This window comes from Paenibacillus rhizolycopersici, from assembly GCF_014947195.2.
GTDB classification, from domain to species: Bacteria; Bacillota; Bacilli; order Paenibacillales; family Paenibacillaceae; genus Fontibacillus; species Fontibacillus rhizolycopersici.
In genome coordinates, this window is the sequence record NZ_JADCNN020000019.1 from 53,396 (window position 1) to 66,558 (window position 13,163).

Here is a 13,163-nt window from a genome sequence, read left to right on the forward strand (position 1 = left end):
CAATGAACAAGGAAATGGTTACCGGCGGCGAAGCCAGAACGATTTTGATCCTGTTCATCATGGGGAGTACGATGATCCTGGGAGCGGCTGGGCAGGCCAAAAGAGACTCTTGGATCGCTATTCTGATCGCGATCGGCCTGGCTATCCCGGTCGCTCTGATTTCCGCTAGACTGCTCACGCTATATCCCGGGCAAAATCTATTCGACATTTGCCAGAACGTGTTCGGCAAAGTCCTGGGGAACTTGTTCATCCTGCTGTACGTTTGGTATGCCGTTCATTTGGCTTCGTTGGTGCTCAGAAATTATGGGGAATTCATGACGTCCGAAGCGATGCCGGAAACACCGATGCTCGTACCGATGCTGTTCGTGTGCGCGCTCAGCGTGTTCGTCGTGCTGCACGGCATTGAAACGTTGGGACGAAGTGTGCGGCTGCTCTTTAACATTTGCACGGTGACGATTTTGCTCGTGTTGTTCCTCACCATCGGAAGAATGGAGTTCAATAACGTCCTTCCGATCTTGGATCATAACTGGGGGCCGGTTTGGGAAGGTGCCTTCTCCACCTTTTCGTTCCCGTTTGCCGAAGCCTTTTTGTTAACCGCCATTTTTGGCGGAGTGAGGGACCGCAAGTCGTTTGTTCGCATTTTCCTCTTCGGGTTATTGATCGGCGGAGCCTTGATCCTGTTCATTTCGTTACGTAACATCTTCGTCTTGGGGACCTATACGATGAGCAACGTGTATTTCCCCTCCTATGCGGCCATAGGACGGATTAACGTCGGGGATTTTATTCAGCGCATCGAAGGTACGGTAGCCATTATCTTCGTGATTTGCGTCTTCGTAAAGTTCAGCGTATGCTTGTTGGCCGCAAGCCAAGGCATCGCGAAGTTGTTTCGCCTGAGCAATTATCGTAGCGTGGTCCTTCAAACGGGTCTCCTGACCACGTATTTGGCCTATTCTTTGTTCGACAATATTATGGATATGGAGTTTTTCGCCACAAAAATATACCCTTTTTACGCATTTCCATTTCAGGTTGTGTTCCCCGTGCTTTTGCTGCTGATTGCTGAGATCAAAGTGCGGTCGGCCCGCCGGGTGAAGTCCGGATAACGACTTCGGTTTACAAGGGATGCCGCTTTGACATATCATGGGGCTATATCATACATACGGAAGGAATGTGGGGATGGAGAGAAGGACAGACGAATTTCCTAAGCCAGAAGCGATGATTTTTGACATGGATGGAACGCTATTCAAAACGGAAACGCTGTTGATTCCGGTTTTTCATAAGGTGTTTGAACAGCTGCGGGAGGAAGGACTTTATTCCGGGGAAACGCCGCCGGAAGAGCTGATCTTAGGCTGCTTGGGAATGCTGCTGCCGGATATATGGCGCCGAGTTCTCCCAAACCAAAGCGAAGCCGTGCATCGCCGTGCCGATGATCTGCTTTTGGAATTTGAACTGGAAGGGTTACAACAACTAAACACGGAGTTGTATCCACAAGTGCAGGAAACACTGCAGGAGTTGAAGCGGCGTGGTGTACGGCTGTTTGTTGCCAGCAACGGGCTGGAGCATTACGTCAAAGGCGTTGCCAAAGCGCATCGGATCTTGCCGCTGTTCGAAGGGATATTCAGTGCAGGCGAATACCAAACGGCAACGAAAGTTGCTTTGGTCAAGCTGCTTATGGATCGGCACGGTGTCTCCCGCGCCTGGATGGTCGGCGACCGCTCTTCGGACGTTGAAGCCGGCAAGCGGAACGGGCTAACGGTGATCGGCTGTGCCTATGCCGGATTCGGCGATGGCAGCGAACTGGCTGGTTCCGACGTCCTGATCGGCTCCTTTGACGAGCTGATATCCCTTTACGATCAGGCGGGGGAAGCATAAACTTGGGTTGTTGAGATACGTAAAAAAAGCCGCTTTCCCTCCTAATTGGAGGGGGAAGCGACTTTTTGCTTATGCAGCCACAGCGCGTATTCCAGCGGTTTCACGATCGCTGCGCGGTACGCTTGCGAATCACCCGATTGATTGAACACCTCGCGGGCGGGCTTGGGGTTCACCTCAAGCAAGTATATTTGGCCATGGCGGTTGATCGCCAAGTCAAGCGCAAGCTCGCACAAGGCGCCAAAGGTATCCTCCAAGTAGGCTGCGACCTCGAGACTGAGCTTCTCGGCCGATCGGCGAACCTCTTGACGCCGTTCCTCGCTTGGGATCCATTGCTTCAGCAGGGTATTCATGGCCACTGCATGGCCCCCGCCATGGAGATTGGAAGTCACGCTACGGGGAGGTCCTACGCGGCCGGCACAACCGGTCATCTCCCAATTGCCTTGGCCGTTCTTCTGCACGAGCATCCGGTAATCGTGGACGCGGCCGTTCGGCAGCTTGATCTGAATACCTTGCTGGGCGATGAAGCGACCGCTTCCCTTCCAACCCAGCAGGAAGGCGCTCAGACGGGATTTGTGAATTTTCTGGGGAGCGATGATGCTCCGGTTCTGACGCCGTCCCTGGATCAGGAACTGATCGCCGTCCAGTCGCTCAACCCGCAGAATACCACGGCCGCCAGTACCGTTAATCGGCTTGACATAAACGGCGGAATACTTCTTCAGCAGGCCCATCACGTCGCTGCTGCTTTGAAATAACACGGTCTCCGGCTGGTTGGATCGGAATCGGCTTTTGCGGGACAAGGTTTGATATATCGTCCATTTATTCCGTAACGGCCGGTTGAGAAAGGTTAGATGACTGTAACGGGCCCGGAACCGCAGCAGCTGTTCGAACCGTTTGCTGCGTTGAATCCGGCAACGATCGAAGATCAAATCCGGGAAGCTGCGCCATTTACGGAACCATTTCTTGGCTTTCGGGTTATACTCGAGAGCAAAAATCTGTTTTTTCTGATCGAAAACGTCCATCGGGGTGAACACGAAAATGTCCAGGCCGATTTTTTGTCCCTCCGTGATCATGCGCTGGTAGATATGCCGTTCCTCCAACTGCTTCTTATCATTGAGGTACAAGGTCAGGATGCCCAGGACGGGGTGTGACAACGATATCACCTTCCTTGCTGTAATGGGCGGACGGTTCTCTATGCTCTGGGGAAATGGGCCGCGACTCCAGGAGGAGCAGCGTTTTGCCGCTCGGGTCCCGAATCAGATCGGAAGCGTACAACCCAGCACGAAAGCACAAGCGCAGCTCCGGGACCTGGCTTAGCGAAACCCTGCAGCTTAGTTGCTTCAGTCGGGTCAACTGGGCCTGAAGCAGCTTCGCGCCGATCCCCCGGCCCCGGTACAACGGGTGCACGACAACCACGCATAGCTTGCGGCCGTAATCCGCAGTGCAAGAAATGCCGGCTAATCGCTCCCCGTCCTCCGCCCGGATCCGAGCGACGAACAGGGAGCAACCGGGTCGGTCAAGATCGCTGGGCGTCAGCCGGAGAAGCCGCCGGAGGACGGAGGGCGAGATGCGGCCAGAGCCGTATTTGCGAACGAAAGCCAGTATTTCGCCGTGCTGCAGCTCCCAAGGGACTCCGGCTTCCCGCGTCACGGCTCTAATCTCCACCACTACCGACCTCCTATAAGGTAGAATTTTTTCACGTTTACGCTTTGGATTTCGGCTGGCGGGACAAATATTGGCTATATTGGAAAATCCTCTCCAGCGATTTTTTGCGGATATGCGGCTCATCAAACTTCATCGGCTTGGCGTTCGCTTCAAAGAACCAAAGACGGCCGTCTGTGTCGACCCCTAAATCCATGGACATTTCTCCGAGCAGGTAGCTGGATTCCTTCTCGATCTGCTTGGCGATCAAGAGGGCACTGGATTTGATCCGACTTAGGAGGAGTGCCGTCATCTCGGGCCCGAAAGCCGGCAGAAGCATCTTTTCCGGATCCTCGATGCTGCCGCCTTGAGGGACATGAGTCGTAATCCGTTTCGGCCCGGCCAGACGAGCGCCAATCCCGGTCACCATCCAGATGCCTTTGCCGTTTTTTTGCACGAGCACGCGCATGTCGAAGTGGCGGCCCCGAAAGGACGTCAGTTCAATGCTTTCCTGCATGATGTACGGTGTATCGCCGGCCTCCTTCTTGATTCTTCTCCATAACAGGGGGAGCTTGGCGGTCTTATATACGACGTTTCGGCGTCGTTTTCCTTGAATCGTGAGACGGTATGGCTTGATATCGTTGGCATCCAGCCGCAACAGCATAATGCCCTTGCCGGCTTTGCCGCTTTCCGGCTTAAGGTATAGGCTACCGAATTTCTCCAGCATAGCGGCCAGGGTTTTGGGACCTATCATTTTCTTCGTATCCGGCACAAGCGTCTTGGTAGACCGACCTTTCTTCAGCCATTCAAATAAGCGCCGCTTATTGAAAAAGAAGGGATTAAAGAGATGGATGGACTCGTGCTGGATCACCTCGTCGATTTTACGGCGCACCTCCGGTTTCTTCTCATCCTCCCGCAGCGGAATGCGGTTGTAGATGACATCGGGCAAGGGGAACCATTGTTTCTTCCACGCTTTGTCCTCCGGATGGAAAAAATAGCCTTGAACACGTTTGGAGCCAAGCTTCAAGTCTTTGGCCGTTACGACATAAACGGGATATTCCAGCTCCTGCCCGGTTTTGACGAGATCCCTGAAGTTGCTGCGGTTTCCGCGGAACAGCTTGTCGTTATCATCCACCGTTAACACGGCGACGACCGGCTTCTTCTCGCTCAAGAGCGGATTGCTCATGAGCCATCCCTCCTCCGGAATTTGCTCAAGTAGAGACAATGATCCAAGATATGGTCCACCGACGCCTTCCCTTCCGCCCGGAGCGAAGGGTGCTTGAAGATCGAACGCCCCGGCTTGGCGTTGGCTTCGAACATCCATATCTTCTCCTCCCGGTCGATCCCGATATCAAAACCAATCTCGCCGATCAGATGCTGTTGATGGGATTCGATCGCTTCGGCTAGCGTGATCGCAACGGACTTGGCGTTCCGTAGCACTTCATCGGCGCGCGCCCCAAACGCTCTGCTGAGCGCTTGATCCGGTGTAAGCAGGGAGCCCCCGTTCTTCAAGTGAGTCGTGACGCTGCCTTTGCCGGCTTTTTTCGCCCCGATCCCAACGACGACCCATTGGTTTCTCCCATTCTTATGCATGTGGAACCGGAAATCGATTGGACAGCTGTCGATTTCGATCAGGCGAATACCCTGCTGGGCCACGTAACCGCGGAGCGCCCGGCCGTGTCTGGCTTGCAGCGTACGCATCAAGCTGGCGAAGGAAGAGAAGCGCAGCAAGGCGTTGCGTCCGTTTTTCCGATACCTGGCGTAGTAACCGCTTCTCGGGATATAGGAAAGGCGGTAGATCCCATTGCCAAGGCTGCCGCTGTTTGGCTTGTAATAAACGAGGGAGTGCCTATCCAGCATCTCCTTAATTTGCTCGGGCGTCGGGCTCATGATCGACTCGGGAACGTAGCGGACGACACTGGTGTCTTTCTCCAGCAAGCGGTAGATATCGGATTTATTGAAGAAGCTCCAGTTGAAAAAAGGGATCTTCCGGCGAACGAACCGTTCCCGCAGCTGATTGATCGAGCTTGTTGTTTCGGCACGGCGGCTGGGAAGACGATTGTATACAACGTCGGGCAGCGGCACCCGTTTCCGTGTGAATCGGCCGGCCTCGTTTAGAAAGTACCCGGTCACGGTATCGTCCTCCCAATGGATGTCCCGCGGGGTGAACGCAAAAATATAAGAGATCTTGCTTCCCTGCCTGAGCAGTTGTTTAATGAAACCGGTGCGTGAACCGAACGGATTGGTCTGCGAGGACACCGGGCCATCGGACAAGACGCCGATGAGCGGGCCGATCTGCACTTCCCCCTCTTGAAGGCTTCGGAGGTAGACGCCGCCGGGCTTGGGGATCTTGATGCCTCTGCGTACGCCGCTGGCCAGATAGAGATGTTTTCCCGCTTTATTAATTCGTTTGATGGTGGCGGGAACGCGTTCTCCGCCGAGTCTTAGATGCAGCGACTTTTTTCCGGACAGCTTCAGATTCTTCATTAGAGCCCCTGACACGTAAACCACCCGTTCGGGGGCTTGCGTGAAATGGACGTTGCAAAAAGTCAAACTCATGGATTTTATCCTCCTAAAAGTGATCAGGGTTTGCTCAGCAGTAAATAGCGGGCATAGCCAATCGGATTCTCCAGCGACCTTCTGGCGGTTTCCGGATCGCCGATCCGAAAGAACGAGGAGCGCCCCGGTTTGGAGTTGACCTCCAGCACCCAAACGCAGCCTTGGCGGTCTACGCCGAAGTCAAGGCCCAGTTCCGCCAGCCTGCCGAAACGGGTCTCCAGATAGGCCGGAATCAAGAGTGACAATTTGCGGATCGCTGCTTCAGCGGCTTTGCCGCCCTGGTCTCCGAGTTCTCGGATGAGAAAAGGCAGCGCCCGGTGGGCAGTACCCCCTCCATGCAGATTGGAGGTAAGCGAATCTTTACGACCGACGCGTGCCGCCATCCCCGTCAAGCTCCATTCGCCTTTGGCATTCTTCTGCATGAGGACACGCACGTCAAATGGCTCGCCTTCTGAGCTGTTCAGCTGCAAATACGGCTGAATCAGGAAGGGGCGTCTTCCGGTAAATCGGTCAACCCAATCGAGCCCGGCTTGTTTGGTGAGAAAACGGCGCCGAAACATCGTATTTCGTCCGCTCCGGCCCATCACCCTGACTTCATCGCGGGGGGGAAGCCATTTGACAAGCATCGTCCGTTTTCCATGCGTTCCGTTACGAGGTTTCAAGAACGCTTCACCGTCATGGGTTTGCAGCCATTTGTCCAGCTGGACCTGCCCTTGATAAAGCACCGTCTCTGGCAAATGCTCGGCGACCTCCGGACATTCGAGCAGGGCTTGGTAGACCACCCATTTGCCCGCGAGCCCTCGGGCCAGGTAGACGAAGGGATGCTCGGTGGCCAACCGCTCGAGCAGGCGATGCTTGCGCAGCTGTTGTTTGCGGTCATGGGTTAGGCAGCGGTCGTAAATAATGTCCGGCCTGGGGGACCATTTGCGAATCCAGGTCCCATGTTCAAAGGTGTAGGACGGAATGCCAACGGCATTCCCTGATGCGATCCAGCCTAAGCAGAAGACCATTACAGAGAGGCCCTGCTTTTCACCGATATGGCATAATCTGCGACAGAACGCGGCTTCCGCGAATGGATATGGCCCGTCGCTTTCGGCGACTAGGATCCCAATGGTCCCTTGTGGTGTCTTGTTCATGCGGAATCCCTCCTTCCAAGAGGCCCTAAGGGTTACGTTTAAAAGCCGGACAAATAACGGGTGTATTCAATCACTTGCTTAACCGAAGGTCGAATTTTGCCTTCGCCCATTGGGGTGTTGTCATTTTTGGATGGCTTGGAGTTGACCTCCAGCAGCCACACCCGGCCGCTTGTTTCTACGGCCAAATCGATACCGAACTCCCCGAAGTGGGCCGGAATTTGCGCATCGACACTCTGGGCGATATCCAGGGCCGCTTTCTTCAGCTTCGCGGCGACTTTACCTTTAACCCCTTGCGGCAGCGAACTGCGGGCGATCGCGTCTTTCACCGTGCTGAGGGTACCGCCGCGGGCCAGGTTGGAGACGAAATGCTGACTTCCGGCAATCCGTGCCACAATGGAGGTCGTGTTCCATTTGCCGGAGATGTTCTTCTGAACCAGCGCACGAAAATCCACCGGCCGATGATCCACCTCGATCAAATGAAGCCCCTGCTGGATCTGGTAGCGGGTCGCCTTCATTTTGCCGGAGAGCGATGTAAATACTTTGTTGAGATTCGGGTAAACCTGCCGCCGCGTGCCGCCAACCTGGGCGGTTAACGTCTGAAAGGCTCCGCCTTCGAGCCGCGAAATGCGGATGATCCCCTTGCCTAGGCTTCCTTTAATCGGTTTCAGGAAGACGACCGGATATTTGGCGCACATCGCTTTCAGCATGGCGTAATTACGGAACAGATGGGATTCCGGTAAGTAGCGCTGTACGGAAGTGTCTCGACCCAGGGCGTCGAACACTTCGGTTTTGTCGAGATATTTTTCGTTGAAAAAATGGCTCCCGTAGCGGGATTTTACTTCTTTCATAAAATGCTGTACGCTAGGTTTATTCTCCAATTTCCGCGAATTCAGCCGGTTATAGAAGACGTCTGCGGCAGGCAGATGGGTTTGCTTCCACCCGTTGCCATAGACCCAGCCCGAGACCTGGCCTGTGCTTGTGCCGATGTGTTTAGGCGTGAAGAAGTAAACGAAAACCCCTTGGCGCGAGCAGGCGTTAACGAGCTCCTTACAGAACAAGGTCATCTGGCCAAACGGCCTTTCCGGATTGCCGGGGAAGTCCTGGCTGAGCAGTATGCCTAGCAGCGGACCCAATTGAAGGGTGGAGGAATGCGGCCGGTAGATGAGACGCAGCGACGATCGCGGCGGGATCCCCATTTTGCTTGCTAGACTGGAACTCATGCGAACTCCGTCGGATCTGGATAAAGGAATAACTTTGACGCGGTGCCGGAATGATCCGAAGGTGAGCAGAAGCGGAAGATGCGTCGGGATTTTCCATTGTTTGATCAGCATGTCTCCAAGCACGAGAATGTCGTCTTCAAGAATGCCCGGACTCATGATTTGTACCGTAATTTTTTTGGAGGGCATGAATGCGGATCTCCTTCCAAGCTAAGCTAGAGTCTTGGATGCAAGTAAAGATCATCTGCGTTAAATGCGTGTAATGCATCATATGAGGACATAGAATCCTTGGTGATTAACCTATGCCCGTTTTCGGCGGCCCTAAGGCGAAGGGATAAACCGTCCTTTTCCTTGCCGGGCGCGGTCCGAGGGCGGATTTCGCGGGAGATAGTTAGGGCGGCAGCCTAAGAGAAAGAAGGTGGAGGAAGGATGCCCGATTGGCTTTACGTGTTGGTAAGCGTTACAGTGGCAGCTTTTGTTGGCGGTGTCACCAATCACTTTGCGATTAAAATGCTGTTCCATCCGCGCAACCCCATACATATTGGTAAGTTTCACGTCCCCTTTACGCCGGGACTCATTCCGAAACGCCGCGATGATATCGCCGAGTCGCTTGGCCAGGTCGTGGCGGAGTATCTCGTGACAGCCGAAGGGCTGCAGGAAACGGTGCAGCGCCCAGAGTTCCGGAGCAAGGCGGATAACGCCTTGCGCGGCATCGTTGAACGCCTAGGCTCCAGCGAGTCGACGCTGCGGCAAGCCGCGATGCGCGTATGGAGCGAGGCGGAATATGAAGCGCTGAAAACTCGCTTGGCGACCGGGGTTAGAGAAACGGCCATGCGGGGTTTGACTCGACTGTGGGAACATTCGGAACTGGGGGAGCTGCCGCTAAAGCGGCTTGTTCCCGGATGGTCCGAAGAGAACCGTAAGGCCTGGAGCGCCGCTCTGGCCGGAGCATTATTGGGCGTTGTTGAGGAGGAATTGTTGTCTGCCAGCGGACAGCGAATGCTGTCGAGAATGGCGGCGGGGATGATGGACAAGGCAGGCGGATTCCTCGGTACGATGGCCGCGATCTTTATGGATGAGGATAAATTGGTTCAAAAAATGACCCCGGCGCTCGTTCAAGCGCTGCGCGGCGAAGAGGCCGTGAGCAAAACGGCCCGGGCGATCGAATCCCGTCTGGAGCTGTACGGCGAGAAGCCGGTGGCGGAACTGTTAGCCGCTTTGACCGGCGAGGAGGCGCTTCATTGGTTAGGCGGCAAGCTGGAGCAGCTGCCGCTGGAACGGTGGCTGGAGCAGGCGGAGAATCTGCCGCTCCGCTCGTTGATCGAACCGTGGAAAACGCAGGTCATCGCGATGGTTCCGGTGCTGACGGAGCGGCTGCTGCGCCTCATCGCCAAGGGAATTCCCGCGGCGATGCAGGCGGTTGATTTGCCGGGCCTCGTCGAGGAGCAGGTGCAGAAATTTCCGGTGGAACGCCTGGAGGAGGTTATCCTCAGCGTCTCGGGCAAGGAATTTCGCGCCATTACCTGGCTCGGCGTATTGCTTGGCGGAATTATCGGTTTATTCCAGTCGCTGCTGATGCTGTGGATGGGATAGGTGGATAGGGCGGAAAACTGCCTGTTGAACTGCCCGGGCTGCAAGATCGGGCTTGCCATGGCGCGTGCGTAGTAGTAGTGACAATGTAACAACAACGAATCTTTTGTCTAACGCTTATGAGGAACGCGATTTGAGCCGAAAAGAGGAAAAGAAAATTCTAACGCTTGCTGTAAGGCTTATTTCCCGATTTTTGCATAAAACGGGGGTCGTTCCAACCCAATAAGGTGTCTGATCCGCGTTACATGTGGAAACCCTTGATTATTGGGCAAATAAGCATCCTGATCAGCGTTAGCGCAAGTAGTAGTAGTAGTAGTAGTTGTTGTTGTTGCGACATTAGCCCAGGGTGTTACATCGTTCGCCCAATATAGTACGGAGCAGGCCCGCCCTAAGGCTGCTTATACCCTAAAATAAAATTTGGAGGTTTATCAATGAACATTTACGACAAAGCGCATGAACTGGCGGCTGCCTTGAAGGACAGCCCAGAGGTTAACGAAATTACAGCCGCGATGAAGCTGGTGGATGCTGATCCCGAGAGCAAACGGATGCTGGATGAATTCCGGGTTCGCCAAAATGAAGTGCAGCAACGAATGATGACTGGAGAAATGCCGTCGCAGGAAGAAATGGAACGGATGGAGAAACAGTTCGAGGTGCTGAGTTTGAACCTTAATATCCGTCGTTTGTTTGACGCCGAACGTCGCCTAAGTGTGATCATTCAGGACGTCAACAAAATTATTACGGATAGTCTAGCTCACTTGTACGGCTCGGGGATCTAAATCCCCGTTTCCGTTCGTATCCTCCATTTGCAAGTTTCTATCATATTCCTTCAGCTCCGTTCATAGAGATAGAAGAGACAAGGTACAACGAACCGAATCTCATATCTCGTAATCTATGAAATAAAGGAGCTGCGGAAGATGAAAACCGTAAAAAAACCAAGCAAATGGAAGCATGTCGTTTATCTGATTCTGGCATTGGCGATGCTCATATATGCGCTGCCTATGATTTCTTTTGAACCTGGAGCTGGTTGGGTGTCGCTGTTTGGCGCGGTGTGGGCAGGGTTTGCGTTCCTCGTGATCGGGGCGCACCTGCATTTCCTCTTAGGCGTAGGGGAGGAGAAGCAACGCGAGCTGGATCGAATCCGGCGGGCGAAATACCGTGAATGGGAGCTCCAATGGCAGGAGGACGGCAAACGCGGCGAAAATGCATAAGTGGCAGGCAACGGAACTGACGGCTGGCCAGAAAATGGACAGGGACTGTCTTGGAAGATCACCATTCTTCCAGGACAGTCCCTTTTTACGTTTGTACTTGCCGGGGGCACTAATTCTCGCCGTCGCCGGTCAGCATTTGATCGTTGCCTGCTCCCGGCGGAACCATCGGATACACGTTTTGCTCTTCCCGAACATTAAATTCCATCAGAACGGGGCCGGGGAGGGCCAGCGCCTGTTGGATGATCGCATCGGCTTCTTCCGGCGTCTGCGCCCGGAGCCCGGGAACCCCGTATGCGCCGGCAAAAGCGACAAAATCGGGGGATGTGATGTGCACGGAGGAATATCGTCGTTCATAGAACAACTGCTGCCATTGCCGGACCATCCCCAAATAGCCATTGTTTAGGATGGCGATTTTGACCGGCAAGCCGTAATCGACGGCCGTCATCATCTCCTGCAGATTCATTTGGAAGCTGCCGTCCCCAGTGATGCAGACGACCGGCGGGGCGGCGGGCCCGCCCAGGGCAATGGCCGCGCCAATCGCAGCCGGGAAGCCGAAGCCCATCGTACCTAAACCTCCCGAAGTGAGGAAGGATCGGGGGCGGGAGAACCGGTAGTGATGGGCGGTCCAGATTTGATGCTGCCCGACATCGGTTGCCACCACCGCGTTACCTTGGGTATGCTTATCGATCAGCCGAATGACCTCCTGTGGATTCAACGATCCTGCAGCCTCATCGCTATAATGCGGCACCTTCCTCTGCCATCCGGCCGTTTCCTCCGGCCAATCGGTCTTCTCGGGCCCTTTCACGTAAGCGTTCAACCTCCGCAGCAACTTTCCGATATCCCCGCAGAGCTTAAGCTCCACGGGAATGTTCTTGTCCAGCTCGGCATCATCGATGTCCACATGAATCTTCCAGGCGTTAGGGGCGAACGATTTCGCATTGCCGGATAACCGATCGTTTAACCGCGTGCCGAGGCAAATCAGCAAATCCGCATGATGGACCGCTCGGTTCGCGGCATAGGTGCCGTGCATTCCCAGCATCCCGAGATAGAGCGGATGGCGGGACGGGAAGGCGCCGATGCCCATCAGCGTAGTGGCAACCGGGATTTGCGCAGTTTCCGCTAGCTGGCGCAGCTGCTCGGCGGCGCCGGATGCCGCTGCGCCGCCGCCTACCACGAGGACCGGGCGGCGGGAGGACTCGATCTTGCCGGCAATGAGCCGCACGGCCTCTTCGCTGATCTCGGATTGGGGTTCGTATCCGCGAATATGAACTTCGATGGCGGGCCTTTGGTCTGTACGGGCGGTCATGATGTTTTTGGGCAGATCGATAAGCACAGGCCCAGGTCTCCCGGTGACCGCGAGATGGAAAGCCTCTTTGACGATTCGAGGCAAATCGCGGATGTCCATCACGGAATAATTATGTTTGGTCACGTCCATCGTCATTCCGTAAATATTGACCTCCTGGAAGCTGTCCCGACCGATCAGGTCGGTGGAAACCTGACCCGTCAGCACAACCATCGGGACCGAGTCCATATAGGCGTTAGCGATACCCGTGACCGCATTTGTCGCCCCTGGCCCGGAGGTGACGAGCGCGACCCCGGCCTGTCCCGTGACTCGGGCATATCCGTCCGCCGCATGCACGGCGGCTTGCTCATGCCGGGTTAGAATATGATGGATTTCTAGGCAATCGTACAGCGCATCGTAGATCGGAATGACCGCACCGCCGGGATATCCGAAGATCGTGTCGACCTGTTCCGCACGCAAGCACTCGATCAGCAGCTCCGCTCCGTTTTTGGCGGTGGGTAACTTGGTTTCATGGATGTTGTTCATTTAAACTTACCTCCCGGTGGAATTTTGACCATTTTATCGCGAGGGGTTTGCATTTGGAGTGATTCCAGTCATAAAACGGCGCGGATCAAGGGGTTACGATTACTAGGAATTCAATGAT

General features: G+C 54.8%; 12 protein-coding genes. 5 read left to right on the forward strand and 7 right to left on the reverse strand.

Features of this window, described 5'->3' with window-relative positions; translation table 11 throughout:
• Window positions 1-2: 2 nt before the first annotated feature.
• Both IM700_RS17800 and IM700_RS17805 read left to right on the forward strand, forming a co-directional pair.
• Complete coding sequence (locus IM700_RS17800; protein ID WP_193418213.1) at window positions 3-1,100, forward strand: GerAB/ArcD/ProY family transporter; 1,098 nt, start codon at window positions 3-5, stop codon at window positions 1,098-1,100.
• Between the two features lie 73 nt (window positions 1,101-1,173).
• Window positions 1,174-1,869, forward strand: a complete 696-nt coding sequence (locus tag IM700_RS17805; RefSeq protein WP_239484021.1) for an HAD family hydrolase — start codon at window positions 1,174-1,176, stop codon at window positions 1,867-1,869.
• Between the two features lie 41 nt (window positions 1,870-1,910).
• Here IM700_RS17805 and IM700_RS17810 read toward each other — a convergent pair whose 3' ends face one another.
• From IM700_RS17810 to IM700_RS17835, 6 genes are read right to left on the reverse strand one after another with little or no spacing between them, the layout of a single operon-like run.
• Window positions 1,911-3,020, reverse strand: coding sequence for a YheC/YheD family endospore coat-associated protein (locus IM700_RS17810; RefSeq protein ID WP_193418211.1), 1,110 nt, complete (start codon window positions 3,018-3,020; stop codon window positions 1,911-1,913).
• A complete protein-coding gene (locus IM700_RS17815) occupies window positions 2,977-3,531 on the reverse strand; it encodes a GNAT family N-acetyltransferase (RefSeq protein ID WP_193418209.1) in 555 nt (184 codons plus the stop codon). The genes IM700_RS17810 and IM700_RS17815 overlap by 44 nt, the downstream gene beginning before the upstream one ends.
• Window positions 3,532-3,568: 37 nt before the next feature.
• Complete coding sequence (locus IM700_RS17820) at window positions 3,569-4,693, reverse strand: YheC/YheD family endospore coat-associated protein (protein ID WP_193418207.1); 1,125 nt, start codon at window positions 4,691-4,693, stop codon at window positions 3,569-3,571.
• Window positions 4,690-6,066, reverse strand: coding sequence for a YheC/YheD family endospore coat-associated protein (locus IM700_RS17825; protein ID WP_155607165.1), 1,377 nt, complete (start codon window positions 6,064-6,066; stop codon window positions 4,690-4,692). Before IM700_RS17825 ends, IM700_RS17820 begins: the two co-directional genes overlap by 4 nt.
• A 23-nt stretch (window positions 6,067-6,089) precedes the next feature.
• Entirely contained in the window at window positions 6,090-7,202 is a 1,113-nt protein-coding gene (locus IM700_RS17830; protein WP_193418205.1) for a YheC/YheD family endospore coat-associated protein, read from the reverse strand.
• Window positions 7,203-7,240: 38 nt separating this feature from the next.
• Entirely contained in the window at window positions 7,241-8,608 is a 1,368-nt protein-coding gene (locus tag IM700_RS17835) for a YheC/YheD family endospore coat-associated protein (protein WP_193418203.1), read from the reverse strand.
• 240 nt (window positions 8,609-8,848) lie between these two features.
• Here IM700_RS17835 and IM700_RS17840 point away from each other — a divergent pair, with 240 nt between their 5' ends.
• From IM700_RS17840 to IM700_RS17850, 3 genes are all read left to right on the forward strand, one after another.
• Window positions 8,849-10,012, forward strand: a complete 1,164-nt coding sequence (locus IM700_RS17840) for a DUF445 domain-containing protein (protein ID WP_193418201.1) — start codon at window positions 8,849-8,851, stop codon at window positions 10,010-10,012.
• Between the two features lie 428 nt (window positions 10,013-10,440).
• Window positions 10,441-10,785: a YlbF/YmcA family competence regulator gene (locus tag IM700_RS17845; protein WP_155607169.1), complete on the forward strand. Its 345-nt coding sequence runs from the start codon at window positions 10,441-10,443 to the stop codon at window positions 10,783-10,785.
• 138 nt (window positions 10,786-10,923) lie between these two features.
• On the forward strand, window positions 10,924-11,217 hold the full coding sequence (locus IM700_RS17850; RefSeq protein ID WP_193418199.1) for a hypothetical protein: 294 nt from the start codon (window positions 10,924-10,926) through the stop codon (window positions 11,215-11,217).
• 109 nt (window positions 11,218-11,326) lie between these two features.
• Here IM700_RS17850 and ilvB read toward each other — a convergent pair whose 3' ends face one another.
• The gene (gene ilvB / locus IM700_RS17855) at window positions 11,327-13,045 is read right to left on the reverse strand and encodes a biosynthetic-type acetolactate synthase large subunit (protein ID WP_193418197.1); all 1,719 of its coding nucleotides are present in this window, start codon (window positions 13,043-13,045) and stop codon (window positions 11,327-11,329) included.
• Window positions 13,046-13,163 lie beyond the last annotated feature (118 nt).

Bases quoted from the DNA above. Each gene is read 5' to 3' on its own strand.
- IM700_RS17820 (WP_193418207.1), bottom strand. From the start codon at position 4,693: ATGAGCAATCCGCTCTTGAGCGAGAAGAAGCCGGTCGTCGCCGTGTTA.
- IM700_RS17830 (WP_193418205.1), bottom strand. From the start codon at position 7,202: ATGAACAAGACACCACAAGGGACCATTGGGATCCTAGTCGCCGAAAGC.
- IM700_RS17845 (WP_155607169.1), top strand. From the start codon at position 10,441: ATGAACATTTACGACAAAGCGCATGAACTGGCGGCTGCCTTGAAGGAC.
- IM700_RS17850 (WP_193418199.1), top strand. From the start codon at position 10,924: ATGAAAACCGTAAAAAAACCAAGCAAATGGAAGCATGTCGTTTATCTG.
- ilvB (WP_193418197.1), bottom strand. From the start codon at position 13,045: ATGAACAACATCCATGAAACCAAGTTACCCACCGCCAAAAACGGAGCG.
- IM700_RS17825 (WP_155607165.1), bottom strand. From the start codon at position 6,066: ATGAGTTTGACTTTTTGCAACGTCCATTTCACGCAAGCCCCCGAACGG.
- IM700_RS17805 (WP_239484021.1), top strand. From the start codon at position 1,174: ATGGAGAGAAGGACAGACGAATTTCCTAAGCCAGAAGCGATGATTTTT.
- IM700_RS17835 (WP_193418203.1), bottom strand. From the start codon at position 8,608: ATGCCCTCCAAAAAAATTACGGTACAAATCATGAGTCCGGGCATTCTT.
- IM700_RS17840 (WP_193418201.1), top strand. From the start codon at position 8,849: ATGCCCGATTGGCTTTACGTGTTGGTAAGCGTTACAGTGGCAGCTTTT.
- IM700_RS17800 (WP_193418213.1), top strand. From the start codon at position 3: ATGAACAAGGAAATGGTTACCGGCGGCGAAGCCAGAACGATTTTGATC.